Origin of the sequence: Bacteroides eggerthii (assembly GCF_025146565.1) — a bacterium.
GTDB classification, from domain to species: Bacteria; Bacteroidota; Bacteroidia; order Bacteroidales; family Bacteroidaceae; genus Bacteroides; species Bacteroides eggerthii.
The window spans coordinates 1419183-1445387 of record NZ_CP102258.1; the positions used below are offsets into that span (position 1 = coordinate 1419183).

Consider the following 26205-nt stretch of genomic DNA (forward strand, 5'->3'; position numbering starts at 1 on the left):
TCGAACGATAGTACAACAACTGTGCCAAGAAAATGTTTACTTACTTTTTCCCGTTAAAAGTGAAAGCACGATGTACCATACGATCACCGCTGCAAAGCCGCTGACCTTTAAAAAAACAAGAAGTGGGATGCAGACAATCAGGAAAATGAAACTTATTTTGTTGTCTTTCCATGAGAGATTCTTGAACTTCAATGAGAACATGGGTATTTCCGACACCAGCAGCCATGAAAACAGGCAAACCAACATTAACAGGTAAAGAGGATTGAAACTGTCGGATATAAGCATAGGGTGCATCCCGGCAGCCAATGATGCCCAAAAAAGAGCATTGGCAGGAACCGGAACTCCAATGAAAGAGCTTGTCTGGCGGGTGTCGTTATTGAACTTTGCCAGACGCAGTGCCGAGAATACGGAAATGAGAAATGAGGCATAGGGCATATAAGCAGCCATGAACTCCATAGATGCCGGATAATGCATCTCCTTGAACAAAGAAAATACCACTAATGAAGGCGCTACGCCGAAGCTGACATCATCGGCCAAAGAGTCCAAATCCTTTCCGATGGGAGAGTGAGCATCCAGCAGACGTGCCATCATGCCGTCGAAAAAGTCGAATACGGCGCTGAGGATGATGAACAGAAGGGCCAGGTTATAATTGGCTTCAAAAGCCATGATACAAGCGATACACCCGGAGAATAAGTTCAGACAGGTTAAGGTGTTAGGAATAGAACGGGTGATGCAATTTGCCATTGTTATTTAAGTTTTGCTATGACGGTTTGATTACCGGTGGTCAGTTGTCCGAGTTTTACGAGAACTTCCGTACCCAGTGGGAGGAATACATCCACGCGGGAACCGAACTTGATGAATCCCATGTGTTCGTCGATATAACATTCTTCACCCGGTTCGGCGTAGGTGACGATGCGGCGTGCCATGGCTCCGGCAATCTGGCGTGCCATGATTTCCACTCCTTCGGGAGTTTCGATAACTACGGTGGAGCGTTCGTTGTCAGTGCTTGCTTTAGGTAACCAGGCTTTCATGAACTTACCGTTCTGGTGAGACACCAGCTTAACGGTCCCGTCTACGGGATACCAATTGGCGTGCACATTAACCAAACTCATAAATATGGAAACCATGATGCGCCGGTCATGGAAATATTCGGTTTCTTCAACTTCCTCTACCACCACAATTTTCCCGTCAGCGGGAGCAACTACAATTTTCTCGGTGTCTTCCTGGCCGAACAAACGTATAGGGCAACGGAAGAAGTTCACTAAGATGCCATAAACTACAAGGCTGATAACTGCCGCTACGTAGAAAGGAATCTTGCACTCCAAGCCGAAGTAGAGTCCGGCGTTTACGGCGAGTATCAACAATAGACTGCCGGCCAATGTATGTGTCCCTTCGCGGTGAATGCGTATTTTTTTTAATTTTTTAAGTCGACCCATGTATCTTGTTTTATTCTTTCTGATGCAAATTATCTGCAAAAATAGGCTTATTTTGAAAATCTAACAAGAATTTAGTCATAGAATTACAGGTGTTGATAACTTTTTGAGGAATATTTTTGTTAGATATCGCATAGGTCGTACCTTTATGCTCACTTATAGAAAGGATATATTTATGCAGGATTTTGTTCATTTACACGTCCATACCCAATATTCTCTTCTCGATGGTCAGGCCAGCGTGAGCCGCTTGGTGGACAAAGCGATGAAGGATGGAATGAAGGGGATTGCCGTAACCGACCATGGCAACATGTTTGGCATCAAAGAGTTCACCAACTATGTTAACAAAAAGAACGGTGGTCCGAAAGGGGAAATAAAAGACCTGAAGAAGCGTATTGCAGGCATAGAGAGCGGTGAGATAGCATGTGAAGACAAGGAAGCGGAGATAGCGGCTTGCAAGGAGAAAATAGCGGAGGCCGAGAATAAGCTGTTCAAGCCCATTATCGGCTGCGAGATGTATGTGGCGCGCCGCACGATGGACAAGAAAGAAGGCAAACCCGATCAAAGCGGTTATCACCTGATTGTGCTGGCTAAGAACGAAAAGGGGTATCACAACCTTATAAAGCTGGTGTCCCGCGCATGGACTATGGGCTACTATATGCGTCCGCGTACCGACCGCAATGAACTGGAGAAGTACCACGAAGGACTGATTGTCTGCTCTGCCTGTATCGGCGGCGAGATCCCTAAAAAGATTATCAACGACCAATTGGATGAGGCCGAAGAGGCTGTCCGCTGGTATAAGAATCTTTTTGGAGATGATTTCTATCTGGAGTTGCAGCGCCACAAGGCAACCGTCCCCCGCGCCAACCACGAGGCTTATCCTTTGCAGCAGAAGGCCAATGCCAAACTGCTGGAATATGCCAAGAAGTATGGCATAAAGGTGATTTGTTCCAATGACGTCCATTTTGTGGATGAGGAGAATGCCGAGGCGCACGACCGCCTTATCTGTCTGAGTACGGGCAAGGATTTGGACGATCCGAGCCGTATGCTCTATACCAAGCAGGAATGGATGAAAACCAAGGCTGAGATGAACGAACTCTTTGCGGATGTTCCCGAAGCGCTTTCCAATACGTTGGAGATTTTAGACAAGGTGGAATATTACTCCATAGACCATGCTCCTATCATGCCTACTTTTGCCATTCCCGAGGATTTTGGAACTGAAGAAGGATACCGGAAGAAATATACGGAGAAAGACTTGTTTGATGAGTTTACGCAGGATGAAAACGGGAATGTTGTTTTGGATGAAGATGCCGCCAAAGCTAAGATTAAGCGTCTGGGAGGGTACGACAAGCTTTACCGTATCAAACTGGAGGCCGACTATCTTGCCAAGTTGGCGTTCGACGGGGCTAAACGGCTGTACGGCGATCCGCTGTCGGATGAAGTGAAAGAGCGTCTGGTCTTTGAGTTGTACATCATGAAGACAATGGGTTTCCCGGGTTACTTCTTGATTGTGCAGGACTTCATCAATGCTGCCCGTACGCAGTTGGGCGTTTCGGTGGGACCGGGACGTGGTTCTGCTGCCGGTTCGGCAGTGGCCTACTGCTTGGGCATCACCAAGATAGACCCCATTCAATATGACTTGCTGTTTGAGCGTTTCCTTAATCCCGACCGTATCTCTCTGCCTGATATAGATGTGGATTTCGATGATGACGGGCGTGGTGAGGTGTTACGTTGGGTGACTGAAAAGTATGGGCAGGAGAAGGTGGCGCATATCATTACCTACGGCACTATGGCAACCAAGCTGGCCATAAAAGATGTTGCCCGCGTGCAGAAGTTGCCTTTGTCGGAGTCCGACCGTCTGGCAAAACTGGTTCCCGATAAAATCCCCGATAAGAAGCTGAACCTGCCCAACGCCATAGCTTATGTGCCTGAGTTGCAGGTGGCGGAAGCGTCGCCCGACCCTTTGGTGCGCGATACATTGAAGTACGCCAAGATGTTGGAAGGCAATGTGCGCGGTACGGGTGTGCACGCCTGCGGTACGATTATCTGTCGTGATGACATCACTGATTGGGTTCCCGTAAGTACGGCGGATGACAAGGAGACAGGCGAAAAAATGCTTGTAACCCAGTATGAAGGTTCGGTTATTGAAGATACGGGCCTGATTAAGATGGACTTCCTGGGTCTTAAGACCCTTTCGATTATCAAAGAGGCCGTTGAAAACGTACGTTTACACCGGGGGGTGAAGTTGGACATCGACAAGATTTCCATTAAAGACCCTGCTACCTATAAATTATACTGCGACGGGCGGACTATCGGTACGTTCCAGTTCGAGTCCGCAGGCATGCAGAAATACCTGCGTGAGTTGCAGCCGAGTACTTTCGAGGACCTGATAGCCATGAACGCCCTCTATCGTCCGGGCCCTATGGACTATATCCCTGACTTCATCGACCGTAAGTGGGGACGCAAGCCTATCGAGTATGATATTCCCATAATGGAGAAATACCTGAAAGATACATACGGCATCACCGTCTATCAGGAGCAGGTCATGCTTCTGTCCCGTTTGCTGGCGGACTTCACCCGCGGTGAGTCCGATGCCTTGCGTAAGGCAATGGGTAAGAAGCTGCGTGACAAGCTGGATCACATGAAGCCGAAATTTATTGCTGGCGGACAGAAGAACGGGCATGATCCGAAGGTGCTCGAAAAGATTTGGGCGGACTGGGAGAAGTTTGCATCCTATGCCTTCAATAAGTCGCATGCCACTTGCTATTCCTGGGTGGCCTATCAGACTGCTTTCTTGAAAGCCAATTATCCGGCAGAGTACATGGCTGCCGTAATGAGCCGGAGTTTGTCCGACATAACGACTATCACCAAACTCATGGACGAGTGTAAGTCGATGGGCATCAAAGTGCTTGGCCCGGATGTGAACGAGTCGAACCTGAAGTTCACCGTCAACCCCGAAGGCAATATCCGTTTCGGACTGGGAGCGGTAAAGGGAGTGGGTGAAGGAGCTGTACACAGCATCATGGAGGAGCGCGAAAAGAACGGTCCGTATACGGGCATCTTTGATTTTGTGCAGCGTGTCAATCTGAACTCTTGTAACAAAAAGAACTTGGAATGCCTTGCCCTGGCGGGAGGTTTTGACAGTTTTCCCGAATTGAAGCGTGAACAGTATTTCGCCGTAAATGCCAAGAATGAAGTGTTTATCGAGACACTGGTGCGTTATGGAAACCGTTATCAGGCAGACAAAGCGGCAGCGGTCAACTCTTTGTTCGGCGGTGAGAATGTGGTGGACATCGCTACTCCTGAGATTCTTCCGGCAGAACGTTGGAGTGACCTCGACCGTCTGAACAGGGAACGTGATTTGGTGGGTATTTATCTTTCCGCCCATCCGCTGGACGAATATTCCGTTGTGTTGGAGCATGTATGCAACACACACATGGCAGAGCTGGAAGATAAGGCTGCCCTTGTGGGGCGTGAAATCACCATGGGCGGCATCGTTACCTCCGTTCGCAGAGGAATCAGTAAGAACGGCAATCCTTACGGCATTGCCAAGATAGAAGACTATTCCGGTTCGGCGGAACTGCCTTTCTTTGGTAATGACTGGGTGACCTATCAGGGCTATCTGGGCGAACGTACTTTCCTCTATATCAAAGCACGCTGCCAGCCCAAACAGTGGAGGCAGGATGAGCTGGAATTGAAGATAACCTCTATGGAGCTGCTTCCCGACGTAAAGGAGAAACTGATAGAAAAGATAACGATACTTATTCCGCTCAGTGTGCTGAATAAGGCATTGATAACGGAGCTGTCGGAGCTGACGAAAGCCCGCCCCGGAACTACGGAACTTTATTTCAGGGTAACCGATCCTGATAGCAGGATGACGGTCGACCTGGTGTCCCGTCCTGTGAAGCTGTCCGTAGGTCGTGAACTTATCTCTTATTTAAAAGAGCGTCCGGAGCTTGAATTTCGGATAAATTAATTATCTTTGCTTGCCTGATGAAAACAGGCAGATAATGCTTTTTGTATTATTGAATTAATATTTAAACTTAATATTTAGAAAAAATGGCATTGGAAATTACAGACAACAATTTCAAGGAAATTCTGGCAGAGGGTAAACCTGTGGTAATTGACTTTTGGGCGCCTTGGTGCGGACCTTGCAAAATGGTAGGCCCTATTATCGAAGAGTTGGCAGGTGAATATGAAGGTAAAGTTCTTATCGGCAAGTGCGATGTTGATGAGAATGGCGATGTGGCTGCCGAGTACGGTATCCGCAACATTCCCACCGTACTCTTCTTTAAGAACGGAGAACTGGTGGACAAGCAAGTGGGCTCTGCTCCCAAACCGACTTATGCAGCGAAGATTGAGGCACTGCTGTAAGGCGCTGTTTGAACATAGGCTCTAAATCTATTAATCCTTTTTAAAATATAAAGTTATGGGACTGGAAGACGATTTTTTGAAGAATGATCTCGATGATGAAAAGACCATTGAGTACATCAAAAACTATTTGCCGCAGGAGTTGAAAGAGAAGTTCTCTGACGACGAGTTCTATTATTTTCTCGATTTGATTGACGAGTATTATTCAGAGAGCGGCATCCTTGATGTGCAGCCCGATGGTGACGGATATATCGAAGTCGATCTGGGAAAAATCGTAGATTACATCATTAAAGAAGCTCATAAAGATGAAATGGGCGATTATGATCCGGATGAAATTCTTTTCATCGTACAGGGAGAAATGGAGTATACCGAGTCTCTGGGTGAGGAGTAACAAGTTTTGGAAATAAACAATAGCAAAAGAAGGTGTGCCATTTTGACACACCTTCTTTTGCTATTGTTTATTTCGGTAAAAAGTATTATCTTACTGTTAGTTTATTTTTCTTTCGTTGAAAGCAAGAAAAGTCCTATTGTTTCATTTCTTTTCGCCTATTGGCATTTAATAATACCAATGGTTGGAATTCCGAGTACCAATCATTGGTATTGGAAGTACCAACGGTTGGTACTAAGAGTTTCAACGGTTGGTATTAAGAGTACCAACTATTGGTACTTTAAATACCGACATAGGAAACTGACTTTTCTTAATTTAACCAGACGTTTTTTCCCCTTTATAAACTACCTCAGTAGACGGTTTCATTATCAGTTCCTGTCTGGGTAGACAGTTTGACAAGTGGCATTCTGCTTCAGTAGTCAGTTTGTTACACCGGCAACACGAGACTCCGTTGGCAATCGTCTCACTTTCATGAAGTATATTCCCTCTTGTGCATTTTGATTAGGAAATCATGAATTAAGTAGCTTTTACTCCCTGAAGTGAGTAAAATTCAGCAAAAATATGAAAAACGAGTAATCACTGATTAAACATCATATTATGAGGAAATTAATTAGGGATAAAGGCTGAAAATACGAAAAAAACAGTGACGACCAACAACTTCTCGTCACTTCTTCTCACCCTTATCATCACTCCTGCATCGCCTTTGTACAAAGGGATAGCGATGAAAAGTGACGAGTGACGACCAACTTTCTGTTTATTTCTGCCGTCATGTTGGCGGTGTATTCAGGAAAAAGAATACGGACATGCCGATGAGTATCATTCCTAATATGCCATAAAACCAGCGTGCCTGTCTGCGTCCTACATTTCGCACGACAAACTGTGTGTTTTGGGCTGTGAAGAACCAGTCCCAGTCCAGAATGGCTGCCAGCAAGGCGATGATTCCTGCTACGACGAAGATGCCTTGAATGATATATTGGCTCATATATGAGTTGGTTGGTGAATGATGATCCGTATTTTGTATTAATCCAACTGCTCTAATGTCACTTTCCGTTCACCGTTTTCTATTTCCTCAATGGTAACCTTTACGGTATTTCCCGGCAGAAGCTCCTCTATCAGTTCCGGCCATTCGATAAAGCAGAGCGCGCCGCTGTACAGATAGTCTTCATATCCCATATCGTACACTTCTTCCAGCTTTTTAATGCGGTAGAAGTCGAAGTGGTAAATCAGTTCTCCGGCAATGTCGGAACGATATTCGTTTACAATAGCGAAGGTGGGGGAGGTGATGACATCGGATACGCCAAGCTCCTCGCAAACGGCTTTGATAAAGGTTGTCTTGCCTGCTCCCATTTTGCCGTAAAGAGCAAATACGGTATTGTCGCCCATTGCTTCGATGAACCGGCGGGCGGCTTCGTGAATCTGGTCTAATGACTGAATCTTGATTTCCATTATCTTGTATTTGTGTACAAAGATAGGAATTATCTCTGGAAAATCTATCAGAAATCAAAGATAACCATTGAGAATCCTGTTCGGAACATATCTTATCTTAATAAAATCAATAAATCAGAGAAGTAAATAACAGATAACTGTCTTGGTGAAGAACTTCGCATTGACACCGCATTTTATAGAGAATGTAGACTTAATTTTACCTGATAATATGATAGAAGCGGGAGAATAATCACTAATTTTACAGCAGATATATTAAGATATTAATATGAACAATATAGAAAATATCAAAACATTACTTTCCAAAATCAACTCTATATATGCTAAGGTGAAGCAGGTAGATGAAGAGAAGCGAAAACGTGGTGAATACTTCAATGTATTCAACATTCTTGGGCTATGGTCTGAAGAAGTACGCTTACATTCTTCTTTTCTGGCAGAATTACTTAATCCGAATGGAAATCATGGCATGGGAGATGCTTTCCTTGGTCAGTTTCTACAATTGGTTATAGAGGAACGGTCGAATTATATTCAATCAAACAAGGTTAGTCCGGAAATTGTAGAGCGTTATATTGGTCCGAATACAGAAGATGAGGGAGGAAGGTTAGACATCATTATTGAAGACGGAAACCATGCGATCATTATAGAAAACAAGATTTACGCAGTTGATCAAAAGCGTCAGCTTTTGAGATATGACAATTATGGTAAAAAACATTTTCGATATTCGGATAATTACTATTTGGTGTATTTGACTTTGGATGGTCATGAGGCAAGTGAAATTTCTACGGGCAATCAACCTTTAAAATATGTTCGTGTGTCGTATAATCAGGATATACGGAATTGGCTGTATAAATGTGCCCAATTGGCTTACGACAAACCACTTGTGCGTGAAACTATCAAACAATATATTTATCTTATCAAACAATTGACAAATCAAGATATGGAAACAGAAGACAAGAAGGACATTGCAAAATTGGCGGTAGATTACTTGGAAGCTACTTCTGCATTAATGGAAGCTGGCGCGGAAATCAGTACTCTTTTACGTGAGCAATATATTATCCGTCCACTAAAGCTGTTTGCTGAGGAGAACAATTATAATTTTGATACAGAACATGATGGATGTATTCGATTTAAACCGTCGTCATGGAAACGACATAGGATTTCAGTGACATCCGACAGAACTAATTGGCAAAATTTGTATATAGGCATTGATTCCGGGGAAGAGGAACTTTTACAAAAGAAATTGGATTGTCTAAATTTAAACTCCAATGCCTATTGGGCATTTGGTTCTGAATGGCTCCCGACTGGTTATGACAATTGGAACTTACCATCCAACTATTTACGTATTAAAAATGAAGAAATAGCCAATTGGATAAAGAAGAAAGTACAAACCATTCTGGCAGAGGTAGAAGAAAAGCACATTTCAATGTAAAAAGAAAGTCCTATGACTGCGTTAGAAAAATATATTTGGGAGCGTTTATATAATCCGGATTTTAATTATGGCGAATTCGCCACAATTAGAAACCAGGCAGGATTGAACAGTTTCAAAATCAGCGTGAAAGAATATGAAGTCACCCTGCAGCACGAACGCCTCGTGCGGCTCAACCGGATAGCCATCGGGCAGATGCAAGTGCTGGAAGATGTAAACCGGAAGTACCTCAGATAAATCCTCCTTCATCCCCCCCCCTTTTTTTCCCGTCCCGGCGGATGTGTCATCCGCCGCTTTCGAGTATAAGGATTGCAAATCCGATTGAAAATAAATAAAAACGTTCTTTGACGTACTGGAAAATAATACGGGAATAAGTAACTCTATTTCTTGACTTTCCGGTTCTTTTGCTTAACTTTGTTCGCAAATAAAAAAGCAAAGAATATGAAACGTCCGCAAATTGTAGAACAGATACGCAAGGCTTTGGCTCAGGTAGTTCCGGACGCACAAGCCATTCTGTATGGAAGTGAAGCACGTGGGGAAGCCCGTCCCGACAGCGATATTGATTTGTTGATATTGGTTGATGGAAATGAATTGACCGTTAAGGAAGAGGATCGCATTATTGCTCCGCTTTACGACATCGAAATAGAAACCGGCGTGCAGATAAACGCACGTGTCCTACTGAAGAAGATTTGGGAGAACCGTCCTTTCCAGACCCCTTTTATTTTCAATGTAATGAAGGAAGGGATTGTGCTATGAAAGAGCGGTTGGATCGTGAAAATATTGAGGCATTGGCTGCTTACCGTTTTCAGCGTGCAGAAGAAACACTGAAAGAAATACCTTATCTGAAGCAACAGGGATATTATAATACGGCGGTCAACCGTCTTTATTATGCCTGCTATTATGCCGCAGTCGCTCTGCTCATCAAGCATGAGTTAAATCCGGGCACCCATGCAGGTGTCAAGCAGATGTTAGGATTGCATTTTGTAGCTACCGGTCGTTTGTCGCGCGAGTTAGGACGATGTTTCTCTCTCCTTTTCGAACGTCGGCATAGCAGCGATTATGATGATTTCGCTTATTCAAGTGAAGAAGAAATAGATGAATTGCTGCCTAAAGCGACGGATTTTATTGAGGCGGTCGGAGTTTTGCTGAAAGAGTAAGGACAGTACATTGATGATAGTTATTCCCGTCCCGGCAGATTTGTCATCCGCCGCTCCCCGAGTATCTTTTCCAAAAGAATGATATTGGGGCAATCTTACAGGAAAGGCAAAGTTATCAGACACAAATCAAAAGAAGGGCAGCATCTTTATTTTGCTGCTCCAAACACTTTTTCCTCCTTTGCAGATTGCATAAATGATAATGGAGAAGAAGATTATAGCTGCTCCCGAAGGGACATTGAGATAATAGGAAATGAGCAACCCGCCCAGACAGCTAAGGTAGCCTATGCCAATGGACAGCCAAATGATGCGGTGGAACCTGTGTGAGAAGAGATTGGCGGTCATTTGCGGAATCGTCAGTAATGAGATTACCAGCACGATGCCCACCATTCGTAAGCAGGCTACAATCGTCAGTGCGATGAACATCATCAGTATGTACTCAAAAGCCTGTGTCGGAATTCCTTGCGAACGGGCAAACTCGCGGTCGAACGCTACGTATATTATCGGGTGCAAAAAAAGCGAGAAAAATAAGATAAGCAGTATTGCCAGTCCGCCCAGCAAGGCGATGTCGCTCAATGTAATAGTCAGGATGTTTCCAAACAGATAAGCGGAAAGGTCGGGAGCGAATCCTGGAGATAAGAAAGTGAAAATGATGCCCAATGCCATGCCCAACGTCCAGAAGACTGCAATGGCAGAGTCCTCGCGCATGTCCTTCCGCCTGCTGAGCCATTCTACGCCGAAGGCCGACAATACCGAAAAGACAGCGGCTGAAAGAATCGGTGAGATTCCCATATACAATCCCATTCCTATGCCGCCAAAAGAAGCATGTGTCAGCCCGCCGCTGATAAATACCAAACGCCGGGTAACGATGTATGTACCGATAATTCCACAGACAATGCTTGCCAGCAGGCTGCCGATCAGGGCATGTTGAAAGAAAGTATATTGTAAAAGTTCCATGTGTTTAGTGATTTTCCCGTCTTTCTCCTACTATCAGGAATACTTCATCCTTTATGTTGTCCGGCAGTGCGATGCCGCGCAGTTGCAGGCTGCGTACCCAGCCCGCTACATCTTCGGACTGCATGGTGTAGAAGACATCGCGGAATTCTTCTTCTTGTTCGGGAGTGTACCGGTCGGCAGCGGTTCCGATGTACTTGTCAAGTTCCTCGTCGTCATAATATTCTATTTTCTTGCTGACAGCGGCGAGCAGGCTTTCTTTCTCGCATACTTCGTGCTGGCCGCAACATTCAATGTCTACTTCCTGCACTTCGGGCATGGCGTCCAGTTCGCCATTATCAATCTTCTTTTGAAGTTTGCGGTTGCGTACTATTCCCGCTATGGCGGCTATGACGGCAAGGGCAATCAGGCTAATAATCAGTATCCACATATGTTCTCTTTCCTTGAAAAAACTGTCCTTATAAAATAGAACGGACAAAGATACATATTGTTTTCGTATCTGCCGTCATGCAGAAAGGAGATTCTTTGGCGCGGTGTCCTTTGGCCATGTCTTAATGAAAGAAATAAAGAGGCGTTTTGGACGATACTAATGACAGACAGTAAAGCCCGCTTTCTTTAAATCTTCCCAATAGCCCGGATAGGATTTGGATACCACCTGAGGTTCATCAATCATTAGCTGCGGCAATGTGATGCAGGCAGGAGCAAACGCCATTGCCATGCGGTGGTCTTCGTAGGTAGCGATAAGGGGAGCGCTCTCTGCCGGACAGCGTTCTCCATTCCATAGCAGGATGCTGTCCTGTTCGGAACGCACCGCATAGCCTAATTTGTGCAGTTCGGTGATGAGGGCGGTGATACGGTCGGTCTCCTTTATTTTGAGACTTTGCAAACCGGTGAAACGGAAAGGGATATTCATCAGGCAGCAGGTCACGACAAAGGTTTGTGCAAGGTCGGGAATGTCTACCATATCTTCTTCGAGACGGGTAACGGGGGTGCCTGTGAGAGTCAGCCGTACGCCTCTCTCCGTATATTCGGTATGCACACCGAGCCGGGAGAAAATCTCCGCACCGCGGCTGTCACCCTGATAACTGTGTGGGAACAGCCCGGACAGCTCTATCGTTTCCTCTTCATAACTCTTCAGAGATTCTTCATTCTTCATTCTTCGTTTTTCATTTCCCCTCAGCGCCAGTATCTGGTACCAGTAAGATGCGGCGCTCCAATCACTCTCTACGGTAAAAGGAACATCTTGGTAGCCGCCCGGATGGACAGTAATGGTGTTTTCGGCGCTCCATTGGGCATCTCCTCCAAAGTCATGTATCAGTTGGAGGGTGAGGTTGATATAGGGGCGTGAAATGATGTTGCCTGTAAGATGCAGGTGCAGGCCTTTGGGAAGGACTGCACCTATCATCAGCAGGGCGGAGATATATTGTGAACTGACGTTTCCGGCGAGGGATATTTCATTGCCTTGCAATTCCGAGCCTGTGATGTGCAGAGGCGGGAAACCTTCATTGGCTGTGTATTTGATGTCTGCGCCGAGTTGGCGCAGGGCATCTACCAAAATGCGGATGGGGCGTTGCTGCATACGTTGCGTGCCGGTGATGACACGAGCGCCGGGGGTTACACTAAGATAGGCGGTGAGGAAGCGCATGGCTGTCCCGGCTGCCATAATGTCTATATGCTCCGGACTGCCTTGCAGTGCACGTACCATGACGCGGGTGTCGTCGCAATCGCTCAGGTTGTGGAGCGTTTGTTTGCCATGGGCAAGAGCGTGCAGGATAAGTGCGCGGTTACTGATACTTTTGGATGCCGGGAGTTGGATACCGGCATGCAGCGGGGCATCGGGAGCGGAAACGGTGTAACGCATAGTTGTATTCGTTAAATTATGGTGGTAAGGAATTTCATATTCCGGTGCAAAAGTAAAACAAATCTTTGGGAAATGGAAGTTGTTCGTCCTACATTTCCCCCGGCAACCTATTTCTGCAACGGGGAATGGGGTGTCCGGAATGCTGAATGAAGGCAAACGGCAGGAAGCTCCAGTTCACCCCAATCTATCATCGCATTGAAGAGACGGACGGTGGAGTAGGACGGGATGTCTTCTACGTGTATTTTCCTTTCAGAGAGGATTCCTTTGTCTAACAGTTCTGCACGTTTAGTCCCTTTCAGCAGGGGAGATTGGGGAGTGTGCCAGTGTTTGCCGTCAAAAAGGGCGATGTTGGCAATGCTGGTGTCGGTGAGCAGATGCCGGCGGACAATCAGTATGTCGTCGCAAGAGCCGCGCTGTGCAAACAATCGGTCGAGGACTTGGCGGTCGGTGCTTTTGTAGGTGTAGCTGATGTCGTCTGCCTGTATCAATGCCAGTGAACGGATGGGGCGGAGGAGATAGGGCGTGCAGGTCACATCTTCGATGCCGTCTTGACCGTAGACGATACGTAACTTGTGTATGCCGCTTTCGGGAACGGGGGGCAGGAAGTCCGCCAGTTGCAGCGCATGGCTGCCGGGCCAGAAGTGGTTGCGGGTGTCATTCAGCCTTTGTTCGTGGTAGGTCAGATTACGGGCTTCACCGCTGTCTATGCGTATTGTTTCAATAAATTGGCACATATATTTTCTGTTTTACTTCATTGTATTCGCTTTCCCAACGGCTTTGGGCGGTGATACCGCCGCCGGCTTTGAAATAGAGTTGACCGTTCTCCTGTTCGATGAAGCGTATCATAACGGCGCTGTCCAGCCGTCCGCCGGCATAGCAGCCCATGACCCCGGTGTAGAAACCTCGTTCGTAGCCTTCCGCTTCGGCAATGATTTGCATGGTGCGCGGTTTGGGAGCGCCGGTTATGGAGCCGGCCGGCAATAGCTTGAAAAGGATGTCGCCGAGCCGCTTTGTATAATCATGGGGAAGGTTACCGCAGATTTCGGAACTTGTTTGCAGAATAGGCCCCTTGTTGGTTTGCAGACGGTCTATGTAGCGATAGGACGTAACGGTGACATGTTCGGAAACCATGCTGAGGTCGTTGCGTATCAGGTCGACGATCGTAGCGTGTTCGGCGGCTTCTTTGGCATCGTCCAGCAGTATTGCTTCGGCATGCGGCAGTGTGGCGTCAATTGTCCCTTTCATGGGGAAGGACTTGATTTTCCCTTCTTCCATGCGGACGAATATTTCGGGTGAGAAGCAGACGAAGCTGTCTTTCAGCCATAGTTTGTACAGGGCATGGGAATATAGGAAAATGTCCTTTAGCGCAAGGTTGGTACGGAGAGGCACTTTGCATGTCAGATTGGTCAGGTAGCTGTTGCCGGCCAGCAAGTTCTGCTTTACGATGTCGAAAGAATGGCGGTAAGCGGCAGGTGACGGGGGAGTGAATTCCCAGTTCGTCGGCCCGGCATATCGGGTGTCCGCAATGGGGGCATTGCCCGTACCTCTGAATTGGTAAAGGCAGGCGGAGGCGTCTATCTTGTCAAGAGCTTCAACGTAGGAACATTCTTGCGTATAGTCAATGATAAACAAAAAAGGAATGTCTTTACGCCCGAATGTGTTCATCCGGGCGATGGCTGTTTCTTTGTCCAACGCTTTCATCGCCCTAAATCACCGTTGCAATAATTTGAATGGACAGTATGAGGAAGACCATTGCAATGGGGTAGACCGTTGCATAGGCCACGCTTGGAATATTGCTGTCTGTCATGGAGTCTGCGGCTGCCAAGCCGGGAGTACTCGTCATGCCACCGGTAATGGTTCCCAGCAAGTCGAGAATACTGATTTTGAAGACCAACCTGCCCACGACCACTGCTATCAACATGGGGAGCAATGTAATGGCTGCGCCTACTCCAAACAAGAGCCAACCGCTCTCCTGAAAAGTGGCTACCAGATTCTTTCCGGCGGATGTACCCACTTCGGCAAGGAAAAGCAGGAGTCCCAGTTGCCGCAGCAGTTGGTTGGCGGGCCCTGACATAGACCAGATGACAGGCCCTGTTTTGCCAACGGCGCTGAGAAACAAGGCGACTATCAGTATGCCGCCCGTTAGGCCCGGCGAGAACGACAAACCGCCGGGGAAAGATATATTCAGTTTGCCGAACAATACCCCAAGCACAATGCCCATTGCAATCGGGAAGAAATCTGTATCGGATAGCTTCTTGGCATTGTTGCCCAACAGGCGTGCAAGGCCTTTCAGGCCTTCTTTCTCACCGACCACCATTAACTTGTCTCCGAATTTCAGTGCGAGGTCGGGTGAGGGCGAAAGGTCGATGCCGCTTCGGCGGATGCGGGTTACGGTACAGCCGAAGTTCTTCATCAGATTCAGATCGCCCAACTGCTTGTTTATCATATCTTTCTTGGTTAGGAGCAAAGATTCTATCTCTTGAGTATGGCTCAGTGGAAGTTCGCCTTCTTCGCGTTCGCCAACCAGAGTGGCAAGCTGGGTCAGGGCTTCGTCACTGCCGACAGCCTGTATATAGTCGTTTTCGTGGAGTACGGTATGTGCAGTTGGGATGGAGATTTGCCCTTCGTGTTTGTGGCGGGAGATTACTGCACCGGTCATGGCCCGGGCATTGATTTGCATTAAAGTGCGGCCGAAGACGACGGGGTTGGTGACACGATAGATACAGGTGGTCAGTTCGGGGTACTGCCCGCGGCGTTCTTTTTCCAGACGGCGGGCTTCCTGTTCAAGGTCGATGTGCATGATGCGGGGCAACAGCTTTACAAACAAGATGACGCCGATCACTCCGAATGGGTAAGCGATGCCGTAGGCTATGGATGCCAGCGGTGAATGGGTGCTGTCGATGGCAACAGCGAGTCCCGGCGTACTGGTGAGAGCGCCGGCTATCAGCCCTACCACGCTCGGCGTATCAATGTCGAAAGCATATTTCAGCCCTATTGCCGTCAAAGAGGCGGAACAGATTATCAGCAGGGTAATGATTATGAGTGTTTTCCCTTTGCTCCGGAAAGAGTCGAAGAAACCGGGACCTGCTTGTATGCCGATGGTGAATATGAATAATACGAGTCCGAAGTTGCCCAGCTCCTTAGGGATGATTACACCGAAATGCCCGAAAAGCAGGGCGATGAAGATTACTGCGGAAACATCGAGGGATAGTCCTTTGATTTTGATTCTTCCCAGCATGAAGCCCAATGCCACGATAAGGAAAAGGGCGAAATAGGAGGAATTAAGAAGGTCAGTAAACATAAGCTTGATGAATTAGTCTTTTTGAGGGAACAAAGGTAATGGAAAAAAGTTAGATAGAGAAAGTATTATTTATCTTTGCAGTTACTAAAGATTTAAAGGAATTAGCCTTATGGAAATAGATTTGACTACCCCCGCTTTGCTGTTTTCGGCAATATCTTTGATTATGTTGGCGTATACCAATCGCTTCCTGTCGTATGCAGGCCTTGTGCGTGCTTTGAAGGAACAGCACCAGAAAAGCCATTCGTCTGTGACCGCCGCACAGATCGCCAACTTGCGTAAACGGCTGTATTTGACGCGTGCCATGCAGGTGACGGGCATAGCAAGCTTGTTGCTGTGTGTAGTCAGCATGTTCTTCATCTATATTCAGCTTTATCTTGCATCGGTCTATATTTTCGGCTTTGCACTGATATTGCTGATCATTTCGCTTGCTATTTCGGTGTATGAGATTTATATCTCGGTGAAAGCGTTAGAGATACATCTGAATGATATGGACGATTAACAGGAATACTTTTCTCCTTTTTACGGAATGAATTTGCGGAACGAATTATTTCATCTCACGAGATTCTTTATTTCCTCTCGTGAGATGATTTTTTGTTCTGCGTAGGGGGAAGGCTTTGCTCTCACAAAACAGATTCCAGCTCTTTCAGCAGTTCCTCCACAGCAACCTTTAGTTGGGTGTCTTCACCTTTTACAATCGTTTCGGGTGAATTGGCAACTTTGATGTCTGGCTCTAACTGGCTGTTTTCCAAATAGCTGTTGTCTGGCAAACGGTAGCCTACAACAGGGATACCGAAAACGAGGGAGGGATCTTGCAGACGTTCCCATGATACGCTGGTCATCGTGCCCGGAACCGGCATGCCTACCAGTTTGCCGATATTCCGGTGGCGATATACCCATGGTGTGCCATGTGCATTGGAATAGTTGGCTTCGCATGTCAGCATGATAGATGGCTTGTTCCAGCGGCGGCTGGGCATATCGCAAGCCTCGCGACCGCGGATTACTTGTGTAAAGTATTTCTTGCCGCTGAATAAAATCTCAATATCTTCGTGCAGGCGGCCACCCCCGTTGAAGCGGGTGTCGATGATAATTCCCTCGCGATTGTTGTATTTGCCCAATATGTCCGAGTAGACGGAACGGAAACTATCGTCGCCCATCGACTCTATGTGGACATATCCGAGACGGCCGTTGGACCATTTATCTACATCGGCCGCACGCTGTTTCACCCAGCGGGTATAGAGCAGGGTGCTGAGCATGCTGTTGCTTATCGGGATTACAACTTCTTCCCAGCGTTCTTTGGTCTGCGGATTGTACAGTGAAACGAGGGTTTTCTTCTTGGCCTTGTCGTTCAACAATGTGTAGTAATCCATTTCTGGAGTAATTTCCGTACCGTCAATCTTTTCGATGACAATGCCTGTTGCCGCTTTTGTATTGGCATTATCGAACGGGCCTTTTTCGAGAACCTCGGCGATGCGCATGCCTTTGCCCCGGTAGTTCCAGTCAAAAAGCAGTCCCAGACTGGCTGTCGGTTCGCTTTGTCCCGTCGGGTAGTAGCGGCCGCCGGTATGTGATACGTTCAATTCGCCCAGCCACTCGCTCAGTAATTCGGCAAAATCGTAATTGTTGTTGATGTGAGGCAGGAATTTACGGTAAGCGGCACTCATGGAGTCCCAATCCACGTTGTGCATATTGGTGTTGTAGAAACGTTTCTGTTGCTGTTTATATACATGGTCGAACATGTATTCACGCTCTGCTGCCAGATCCATTTTTACTTGTGCCTGATAGTTGACCGGCTTTAATTCATTGGACGCCACATCCATTTTCTGCATGGCTTTGCCGCCTAACAGGAAGAGATTCTTGCCGCTTTTGTCCATTTCCATAGAAGCCCAACCGGCATCCATTTTGTGGAGCAACCGGGTTTCTTTCTTGCGAAGGTCCATTTTCCAAAGGTCGTATCCGTCTTCAAAGGCGGCAAGGTAATAGAGGGTTTCACCATCTTTGGAGATAATGACGCTTCCCATATCCGAAGAGTTAGGGGTGAGGCGTACGATGCGGTCTTCAAGGTTTTTCAGTTCCACAATGATATCTTTCACTTGAGGAGAATCATCATCGGCTTTATCTTTTCCTGTATCTTTCTGACTCTTTTTCTTGTCTTTTCCGGCATCCTTACCTTGTGCTTTTTTCTGTTCGGCTTCCAATTCCTTGCGTAGCTCATAGTCTTCTTTACTCAAGCAATATTTGTCGTAAGCATCTTGATTGAGGAAAATAAGCATAGCATCGTCTTGTGATCCCCATGAGGCATGGGCACGCATACCGTAACGCTCTGTTTTGAACAGGATTGCATTGCCGTCAAGCGCAAAGCGAGGCGAACCACTCATGTAACCGCTGTTGGTCAGGTTAATGATGGGACTGTTGCCTTGTGCGCTGACAAGTCCTATGTCGGAGTAAGGGTCATGTTTGTTGCCGATAAATTCGAGAGTGAACCATTTGCTGTCCGGCGACCACGCATAGCTGAACTCGCCATTTGTACTGTACCAGGTGGAGCCGTCGGTTATTTGGCGTACTTTCTTTGTTTCGAGATTGAGTACCATCAGCCGGATGCGGTCTTCGATGAAGGCAAGTTCCTTGCCGTCCGGTGAGAACTGGGGGCAGGCGCGCTCAACGGTGGTAGAAGGCAGCAGCACCTCTTCTTTAATGATAGTGGCGTTGGGAAAATTGGGATCTTCCTTGCGGGCTATTTTGGCAAGGTACAACTGCCAGTTACCGTTACGCTCGCTGGCATAAGCCAGAGTACGGTTGTCCGGAGCAAAAGACAAGCCGCTTTCGTTGGCGGGGGTACGGGTGATTTGCTTGGTAGTGGCATAGTCTGCAGAGGTAACGAATACCTCGCCACGTATGATGAATCCTATCTGTTTGCCATCCGGTGAAACGGTGGCTGAGGTTGCTCCGTTGGTATAATTCAGATATTCCACTTGCGACGGATCATCACGAGTGATTTCAATTTGAACTTTTTGTGGAGCCGAACCACCTTGCTGCGTATATATTTCGCCGTCATAGCCATAACATAAGGTTCCGTTATTGCTCATGGAGAGGAAACGGACGGGGTGGGTTTTGAAATCCGTTACTGCCTTTACGGATTCCGGTTGGGCAAGCGGAAAGGCATATACATTGAATGAACCGCCATTACGTTCGCTCAGAAAGTACAACGTTTGTCCGTCCGGCGCAAGAATGGGGTTGCGGTCTTCACCAGCGTGCCGGGTGAGATTACTGTGTTTGCCTGTACGGGTGTCATACGTCCATATGTCGCGGGTTATGGATGATGTGTGGTGTTTCCTCCATTGGTCTTCAAATCCTTTTTGGTCTTGGTAGAAGAAAAGGTTACCCGATTTGTCAAAACAGATTGCTTCGGCGGGTGTACCCAAGACTTGTTCGGTGCGGCCGCCGGTTACAGGAACTTTGTAGAGTTCGGTCATGGCAGAACGAGGAAATAAAGCGCTTTCAACAGGATCTTGAATGGCTGCCGAGAAAAGGATATATTTACCGTCCGGTGTAAATGCGGACGGGGTTTCTCCTGTGGAGTTGGTAGTCAGACGCTGGGCGGCTCCACCGTTAGCGGGCATTACGAATACGTCGAAATTGCCATATCGGTCGCTGGCAAATGCTATCTGTCTGCCGTCGGGTGACCAGATGGGGTTGGACTCATAGGAATCCTGTGTCGTGAGCTGCGTGGCGGCACCGCCTTTTGCCGGAACTTTGTAGATATCTCCTTTGTAACAGAAAGCTATTTCTGTACCGTCAGGAGAGATTTGTATGTCGCGCATCCAAAGAGGAGTTGCCGCATAGCTGGTAAGGGTGGTGAAACCCAATGTGAGGTAGACGAATATCTTCTTCATAAAGGTGTGGTTCTATTGAGCTTTGGGTTTATAATTAGGATATTGTTTGGAAGAGTTTTTATGATAATTATTTCATTCCTCTTGCTTTATAGATAATTTCTTTGGCATTGTTGATGCTTTGTAATTTCTCTTCGGCAGCACGCTTGATGTCTTCTCCCAATGTGGCTACCCGGTCGGGGTGGTGCTTCAATACTAATTTGCGATATGTGGCACGCACTTCTTCATCAGTGGCAGTGGGGTCTATTTCCAGTACTTTGTAGGCTGCGTCTAATGAGTTGCCACCTAAGTTGAGCATCGATTCCACTTCTTTTTCGGACAATCCCATATAGGCTGCCACTTCTTTCAGCGCTTCAATTTCTTCGCGGCAGACATTGTTGTCGCTCCGGGCTATGTTGGCAAGAAATCCCAGTAGTTGCAAGCGTTCCTCGTATGTCAGATTAGCTGCAATCTGCATGCCGCAATCGCGGATTGTATTCTTGAATGTAAGAGGGTTCTGCATGTCCATGCGTTTACGCTGCTCAAAGAGGTTGAGCAGTATCCGTTCGCCCTCACCGACTGCCGCAACGCCGAAGTTTGTCCGTAAGAAATTGCGGACGTACTCCATTTCACTATGCATAATGCGTCCGTCCGCCCGTATGATATACGACGCCATTACCAACATTGAGAAAAGAAAACTATTCCGCTGGCCGGCAAACACATCTTCTTTTGTATGTTCGTTGCCGTAGGCTGTCGTATCATTTGCAGGGTTACTGCCGAAGTCTATCAGCGAACCCAATGCATATCCGGCTAATGCGCCGAGTGGTCCACCTGCCATAAAACCGATGATACCACCAATCCACTTTCCTGCTCCCATAATTTAGTTTTTTACTTTGCAAAAGTAACTATTCTTACCTAAATAAGATACTGATATATGGATTTATGTTTGATAAACGGTTTGTATTTCTCATTTTCGCTTCCCATTGTTTATTGGCAAGGGTATGGGAATAAGAGCTAAAAGTGTGATAGAAAAGTAATCGCCATAAATGAAAAGGAGTTAAGCCAATGACTTAACTCCTTGATATTCACCAGTCGGGGTGACTGGATTCGAACCAGCGACCACACGCCCCCCAGACGCGTACTCTAACCGGGCTGAGCTACACCCCGAATTGCGGATGCAAAAGTAGTGCTTTATTTTTAAATAGCAAATATTTCTGTGGTTTTTTGTTTCTTTATTTTGCAACTTCTTTATACTCTTTACACTAATCAAGGTACTTATATACCCATACATTCCCGATAAAAGTCTAATACTTCAAAAATAGTTTCCTTATCTGCTGTTTGGTTCAGACATATATCGCCTACTTCTTTGAGCAGAGTAAAGTTGATGATGCCGGCAGTATTTTTCTTGTCGTGCAGCATTAGTTCGTAGAGACGGTCGTATTGTTTACAGTTGAAGGCAAAGGCTCCGTAATTCTCTTTGATAAATTGAATGGTCTGGCGCATTTTCTCTTTTGGAAAGCCTGTTTTTATGTGTGAGAGGTAAAGCTCACATACAATTCCCCAGGCTACGGCATAGCCATGTAGCACCGGACGATTCTCTGCTAAAGCAAGGCTCTCAAAAGCATGTCCTATGGTATGACCGAGGTTAAGTGCCTTGCGTATGCCATGTTCTTTGGGGTCTTGTTCTACAATATTCTCTTTCACTTGAACAGAACGGCCGACCATTGCTTTGAGGGCGGCATAATCTATTTGTTCCGTATCGAAAGATAATAATTCTGTGAGGTGTTCGGGAGTACTGATGAGACCATGCTTCAGCATTTCTGCATAGCCGGAGAAGAAATTATGAGCATCGAGGCTGCGTAGAAACTCTGTTTCCAACAGCACACTGGAGGCAGGAGCAAAGACGCCGATCTCATTTTTCAGTCCATTGAAGTTTATGCCTGTTTTTCCGCCTACTGAGGCGTCTACCATGGAAAGTAGGGTAGTGGGGATATTGATATACGCTATTCCACGCTTGAAGGTGGCGGCGGCAAAACCGCCGAGGTCGGTCACCATGCCTCCACCCAAATTTATTAACAGTGAATGGCGGGTGGCTCCCTGTTCGCTTAGGGCTTGCCATACGGAAGCCAGAGTTTCCAGATTTTTGTGTACATCTTCTGCACCGATAATGATTTCAGTTGCATCCTGTATTGCAGGAATATTTTGCAGCTGTGGCAAGCAAAGACGGTGGGTATGTTCGTCGGTAAGGATAAAAAGCCTGTCATGAGGACACTTTTCGATGGCTTCTGCTAGGCTGTTTTCCAGACTCTCACAAAGAATTACTTCTAGTTTACTCATTTGGTCAATTACAAATTATAAGTTACAAATTACTAAAGGGAAGAGGACTCCCTTTATTTATTGTGCTACAAAGATAGTTCTTTCAACAATAAAACGTTATCTTTGTCTCCAAAAATACATGGATTTGTAAGATACTTCTCTATCTGCATTCCGCTATTTGGTAATTTGTAGTCTGTAATTTGTAATTAAGAAAATGAAAGCTTTACTTCCTGTGTACTGTCGCCCGCTTGGATATTTTGTAATTGCGTTAGCCTTGTTCCTTCCGTTCTTAATGATGATGATGGGCAAAGTAACGGATGCTAATTTGTTGTTTTATAAAGAATGTTCCAAACTTCTGATGATGTTGGGAGCATTGATGATAATATTCGCTTTGACAAAAGGAGAATGTAAAGAAGTGGAAGAAATACGAAATAAGGCCACAAGGAATGCGATATTCCTGACTGTACTTTTTATTTTTGGCGGCATGCTTTATCGGGTGGCACAAGGTGATCTCTTGTCCGTAGACTCTTCTTCTTTCCTGATATTCCTGATAATGAATGTTCTTTGCCTTGAATTTGGTATAAAAAAAGCGACTGTTGATCGGTTGTTTAAACGAAATAATCGATAATTAAGTAAAATCAATCTGTAAGGCGTTAAACCTTTTGCCCGTAAGTTTGTCAAATGAAGCAGTAACAAATAAACATTGTTGATTATTTAGAAGACAGGGCATGAAAAGATTTATCACCGGAGCGATGTTGTTGCTTGCAACTACATTTTCTGTATTCTCACAAACAAAAAACATTACCGTATCCGGCCGCGTGGTTGAGGATACGAACGAACCAGCGGTACAAGCTACTATTCAATTATTATCATTACCGGACAGTGCTTATGCTGCCGGTGTTGCTACTACCGGAAATGGCCGCTTCACTTTACCCAAAGTGAGTGCCGGAAAGTATGTTTTGAAAGTTTCCTACATCGGTTTTAAGAATAAGTTTATTCCTTTACATCTCTACGCCAATGTACTCAATAAAAATGTGGGTACAGTGACACTCGAAACGGATGCTATTATGCTTGCCGAAGCAGTAGTTACTGCTGAAGCACCGCAAGTGCAGGTGGTGGAAGATACGTTGATGTATAACTCTACTGCTTATCGTACACCGGAAGGTGCCATGCTGGAAGAACTGGTGAAAAAACTTCCCGGAGCGGAAGTTGATGATGATGGTAATGTGAAGATTAACGGTAAGGAACTGAAGAAAATTATGGTGGATGGTAAGGAGTTCTTTGGCGGTGATGTGAAGACCGGCCTGAAAAATCTGCCTGTCGACATGATTGATAAACTGAAAACTTATGATAAACAGTCGGATCTGGCACGTATAACCGGGATAGATGACGGTGAGGAAGAAACAGTGCTGGACCTTACTGTGAAGAAGGGCATGAACAGGGGATGGTTCGGTAATGCAGATCTTGCTTATGGTACGGAAGACCGTTATATGGCCCGCATGATGGTGAATCATTTTGTGGATAAAACCAAGTTCTCCTTAATCGGTTCGGCGAATAACGTTAACGATCAGGGGTTCTCCGGTGGTGGAGGTGGTCCGCGCTGGCGCAGGAATAATGGTTTGGTGGCAACAAAAACATTAGGTGCTAACTTTGCTGCGGAGACGTCCAAACTGGATATTGGCGGTAGTGCCCGGTATAATTACAGAGGGGCGGATATTATCAGTACCAATTCTTCCGAACGTTTCCTGCAAAATGGAAATTCATATTCCAACTCTAATTCTGTCAATAGAAACAAGAATATAAACTTTAATGCTAATTTTCGTTTGGAGTGGAAACCGGACTCTATGACAAACATCATTTTCCGTCCGAACTTTTCGTACGGAAAAACTGATAATGCTTCCGGTTCTGAGTCCGGAACATTCAATGCCGATCCGTATAGCTTGGTTACCAATCCGAACGACTTTCTTAATTTTGACCAGATGACGGATGATCCTTTGGAGGATATTCGTGTCAATGCAACAAATGATGCTTCTCTAAGCAAAAGCAAGAGCGTCTCTACGGAGGCTACTTTGCAACTGAATAGAAAGTTGAATAACCGGGGGCGTAACATTACTTTTCGTGGGCGCTTTAGCTATGGTGACAACGACAATGACCAGTATTCACAGTCTGAAACGCGTTACTACCAGATTCAGAGCATATTGGGAGGCGATTCCATACTATACCGTAACCAGTATGTCACAACTCCTACACACAATTATAATTATAGTGCTCAGTTGACATACAGCGAACCGATTGCGCGAGCTACTTTCCTGCAGTTCCGCTATCAGTTTCAGTATAAGTACAGTGAGAGTGACAAAACTACGTTTGATATGTTGAGCTATCCCGATTGGGACATCAACGGGCCTCTGCCTCCCGGTTATGAAACACATCCGGTGGATAGTTTGGGTAAGTACGCGGAGTACAGATATTATAATCATGACGCGTCCGTATCGTTGCGCTTCATTCGAGAGAAGTATCAACTGAGTGCAGGAATGTCTTTCCAACCTCAACATTCGACGCTGTCCTATAAACGTGGTGATTATATGATTGATACGACACGCAATGTGTTCAACTTTGCTCCGAATATTGATTTTCGTTATCGTTTCTCCAAGGTGAGCCAGCTGCAGTTTATGTATCGCGGACGTAGCAGTCAGCCAAGTATGGAGAACTTGTTACCTATCGTCGACAACTCAAACCCGTTGAATGTCAGAGTGGGTAATCCGGGTTTGAAGCCTGCATTTACGCATAGTATGCGTCTCTTCTACAATACGTATAATGCAGAATTGCAGCGTGGTATAGTGACGCATGTCAACTTCTCGGCTACGCAGAATAGTATCAGTAACAGTACGGTATATAATGAACAGACCGGTGGAAGAATTACGACTCCTAAGAATATTAATGGAAACTGGAGCGCTTTCGGTATGTTCGGGTTCAATACAGCATTAAAGAATAAGAAATTTACCATTAACTCGTTCTCTAATATCAATTACACCAATAATGTGTCTTTCTTGTACAATAATGATACCAAAATAGATGACAAGAATACCACTACCGGACTTACATTGGGTGAACGGTTGAATGGAGCTTATCGTAATGATTGGTTTGAATTCGGGCTGAATGGTTCTATCTCTTATACTGCTGAACGCAGCAAGCTGCGTCCGGAAAACAATCAAGAACCTTATACTTTTTCTTACGGCGCTTTAACCAATATAACGATGCCTTGGAAGATGACGATTTCCACTAATATCACCAATCAAAGCCGTCGCGGTTATACAGATAGCAGCATGAACCGCAATGAGCTGATCTGGAATGCTCAACTTTCGCAGTCTTTCCTGAAAGGGGCGGCTACCGTAAGTTTTGAAATGTACGATATTCTGAAACAGCAGAGTAATATCAGCCGTTCGCTGACAGCAGATGCCCGTTCGGTGTCTTCCTATAATGGCGTCAACAGTTATTGTATGTTGCACTTTATTTATCGTCTGAATATTTTCGGCAGCAAGTCCGCACGCGAAAGTATGGGCCGAGGCCCTGGTGGTCCTGGCGGGCAGCGGGGAGGATTTAGCAGAGGACATCGTCCGTTCTAATGTTAATCAATGTAATAGGCCGCAAAAGTTCCTCTATTTTTCATACATTTGTTTTGCTCTTTATGACAGATG

The 26205-nt window shown here is 46.1% G+C and carries 23 protein-coding genes and 1 tRNA gene; 10 read left to right on the forward strand and 14 right to left on the reverse strand.

Annotated features, from left to right (window positions below):
• Window positions 1–36: 36 nt before the first annotated feature.
• Entirely contained in the window at window positions 37–744 is a 708-nt protein-coding gene (gene pssA / locus NQ546_RS05585; protein ID WP_004293733.1) for a CDP-diacylglycerol--serine O-phosphatidyltransferase, read from the reverse strand.
• A 2-nt stretch (window positions 745–746) separates the two neighbouring features.
• Window positions 747–1436 carry a phosphatidylserine decarboxylase family protein gene (locus NQ546_RS05590; protein ID WP_004289047.1) on the reverse strand — a complete coding sequence of 230 codons (690 nt, stop codon included), beginning with the start codon at window positions 1434–1436 and terminating at the stop codon, window positions 747–749.
• 172 nt (window positions 1437–1608) lie between these two features.
• Here NQ546_RS05590 and dnaE point away from each other — a divergent pair, with 172 nt between their 5' ends.
• From dnaE to NQ546_RS05605, 3 genes are all read left to right on the forward strand, one after another.
• Complete coding sequence (gene dnaE, locus NQ546_RS05595; protein ID WP_004289049.1) at window positions 1609–5406, forward strand: DNA polymerase III subunit alpha; 3798 nt, start codon at window positions 1609–1611, stop codon at window positions 5404–5406.
• 83 nt (window positions 5407–5489) lie between these two features.
• Complete coding sequence (trxA, locus tag NQ546_RS05600) at window positions 5490–5804, forward strand: thioredoxin (protein WP_004289050.1); 315 nt, start codon at window positions 5490–5492, stop codon at window positions 5802–5804.
• Window positions 5805–5859: 55 nt separating this feature from the next.
• Window positions 5860–6192: a hypothetical protein gene (locus NQ546_RS05605; RefSeq protein WP_004289051.1), complete on the forward strand. Its 333-nt coding sequence runs from the start codon at window positions 5860–5862 to the stop codon at window positions 6190–6192.
• A 763-nt stretch (window positions 6193–6955) separates the two neighbouring features.
• Here NQ546_RS05605 and NQ546_RS05610 read toward each other — a convergent pair.
• Both NQ546_RS05610 and tsaE read right to left on the reverse strand, forming a co-directional pair.
• The gene (locus NQ546_RS05610) at window positions 6956–7171 is read right to left on the reverse strand and encodes an immunity 17 family protein (protein ID WP_004289052.1); all 216 of its coding nucleotides are present in this window, start codon (window positions 7169–7171) and stop codon (window positions 6956–6958) included.
• A 38-nt stretch (window positions 7172–7209) separates the two neighbouring features.
• Window positions 7210–7635: a tRNA (adenosine(37)-N6)-threonylcarbamoyltransferase complex ATPase subunit type 1 TsaE gene (gene tsaE / locus NQ546_RS05615; RefSeq protein ID WP_004289054.1), complete on the reverse strand. Its 426-nt coding sequence runs from the start codon at window positions 7633–7635 to the stop codon at window positions 7210–7212.
• 265 nt (window positions 7636–7900) lie between these two features.
• Between tsaE and NQ546_RS05620 the strand changes: the two genes are divergently transcribed.
• From NQ546_RS05620 to NQ546_RS05635, 4 genes are all read left to right on the forward strand, one after another.
• Window positions 7901–9061 carry a PDDEXK-like family protein gene (locus NQ546_RS05620; RefSeq protein ID WP_004289056.1) on the forward strand — a complete coding sequence of 387 codons (1161 nt, stop codon included), beginning with the start codon at window positions 7901–7903 and terminating at the stop codon, window positions 9059–9061.
• 12 nt (window positions 9062–9073) lie between these two features.
• The gene (locus NQ546_RS05625) at window positions 9074–9295 is read left to right on the forward strand and encodes a hypothetical protein (RefSeq protein ID WP_004289057.1); all 222 of its coding nucleotides are present in this window, start codon (window positions 9074–9076) and stop codon (window positions 9293–9295) included.
• Between the two features lie 204 nt (window positions 9296–9499).
• Entirely contained in the window at window positions 9500–9814 is a 315-nt protein-coding gene (locus tag NQ546_RS05630; protein WP_004293736.1) for a nucleotidyltransferase domain-containing protein, read from the forward strand.
• On the forward strand, window positions 9811–10215 hold the full coding sequence (locus tag NQ546_RS05635) for a HEPN domain-containing protein (RefSeq protein WP_004289060.1): 405 nt from the start codon (window positions 9811–9813) through the stop codon (window positions 10213–10215). Before NQ546_RS05630 ends, NQ546_RS05635 begins: the two co-directional genes overlap by 4 nt.
• 126 nt (window positions 10216–10341) lie before the next feature.
• On the opposite strand, the gene NQ546_RS05640 is transcribed toward NQ546_RS05635, so the two are convergent.
• The 6 genes from NQ546_RS05640 to NQ546_RS05665 form a co-directional block, all read right to left on the reverse strand.
• On the reverse strand, window positions 10342–11169 hold the full coding sequence (locus tag NQ546_RS05640; RefSeq protein WP_004289061.1) for a metal ABC transporter permease: 828 nt from the start codon (window positions 11167–11169) through the stop codon (window positions 10342–10344).
• Window positions 11170–11173: 4 nt separating this feature from the next.
• Complete coding sequence (locus tag NQ546_RS05645; protein WP_004289062.1) at window positions 11174–11596, reverse strand: hypothetical protein; 423 nt, start codon at window positions 11594–11596, stop codon at window positions 11174–11176.
• Between the two features lie 156 nt (window positions 11597–11752).
• On the reverse strand, window positions 11753–13027 hold the full coding sequence (locus tag NQ546_RS05650) for a 3-phosphoshikimate 1-carboxyvinyltransferase (RefSeq protein WP_004289063.1): 1275 nt from the start codon (window positions 13025–13027) through the stop codon (window positions 11753–11755).
• 107 nt (window positions 13028–13134) lie between these two features.
• Complete coding sequence (locus NQ546_RS05655; RefSeq protein ID WP_004289065.1) at window positions 13135–13761, reverse strand: aminotransferase class IV family protein; 627 nt, start codon at window positions 13759–13761, stop codon at window positions 13135–13137.
• A complete protein-coding gene (locus NQ546_RS05660; protein ID WP_004289066.1) occupies window positions 13745–14728 on the reverse strand; it encodes an aminodeoxychorismate synthase component I in 984 nt (327 codons plus the stop codon). Before NQ546_RS05660 ends, NQ546_RS05655 begins: the two co-directional genes overlap by 17 nt.
• Before the next feature lie 4 nt (window positions 14729–14732).
• Window positions 14733–16328 (reverse strand): aspartate:alanine exchanger family transporter, encoded by a 1596-nt coding sequence (locus NQ546_RS05665; RefSeq protein ID WP_004289067.1) that lies wholly within the window; start codon window positions 16326–16328, stop codon window positions 14733–14735.
• Window positions 16329–16437: 109 nt separating this feature from the next.
• On the opposite strand from NQ546_RS05665, the gene NQ546_RS05670 reads away from it, so the two are divergent.
• A complete protein-coding gene (locus NQ546_RS05670) occupies window positions 16438–16827 on the forward strand; it encodes a DUF2721 domain-containing protein (protein WP_004289068.1) in 390 nt (129 codons plus the stop codon).
• A 121-nt stretch (window positions 16828–16948) separates the two neighbouring features.
• Here NQ546_RS05670 and NQ546_RS05675 read toward each other — a convergent pair whose 3' ends face one another.
• The 4 genes from NQ546_RS05675 to aroB all read right to left on the reverse strand — a co-directional run bounded on the left by NQ546_RS05675 (window position 16949) and on the right by aroB (window position 22531).
• Window positions 16949–20218, reverse strand: coding sequence for a S41 family peptidase (locus tag NQ546_RS05675; RefSeq protein WP_004289069.1), 3270 nt, complete (start codon window positions 20216–20218; stop codon window positions 16949–16951).
• Window positions 20219–20285: 67 nt separating this feature from the next.
• On the reverse strand, window positions 20286–21071 hold the full coding sequence (locus tag NQ546_RS05680) for a TerB family tellurite resistance protein (protein ID WP_004289070.1): 786 nt from the start codon (window positions 21069–21071) through the stop codon (window positions 20286–20288).
• Between the two features lie 215 nt (window positions 21072–21286).
• Window positions 21287–21361 (reverse strand) — tRNA-Pro (locus NQ546_RS05685).
• Between the two features lie 108 nt (window positions 21362–21469).
• Window positions 21470–22531 carry a 3-dehydroquinate synthase gene (gene aroB, locus NQ546_RS05690; RefSeq protein ID WP_004289071.1) on the reverse strand — a complete coding sequence of 354 codons (1062 nt, stop codon included), beginning with the start codon at window positions 22529–22531 and terminating at the stop codon, window positions 21470–21472.
• A gap of 193 nt (window positions 22532–22724) precedes the next feature.
• Here aroB and NQ546_RS05695 point away from each other — a divergent pair, with 193 nt between their 5' ends.
• Window positions 22725–23138 (forward strand): hypothetical protein, encoded by a 414-nt coding sequence (locus tag NQ546_RS05695; RefSeq protein ID WP_004289072.1) that lies wholly within the window; start codon window positions 22725–22727, stop codon window positions 23136–23138.
• 100 nt (window positions 23139–23238) lie between these two features.
• Window positions 23239–26133: a TonB-dependent receptor gene (locus NQ546_RS05700; protein WP_004289073.1), complete on the forward strand. Its 2895-nt coding sequence runs from the start codon at window positions 23239–23241 to the stop codon at window positions 26131–26133.
• Window positions 26134–26205: the final 72 nt, after the last annotated feature.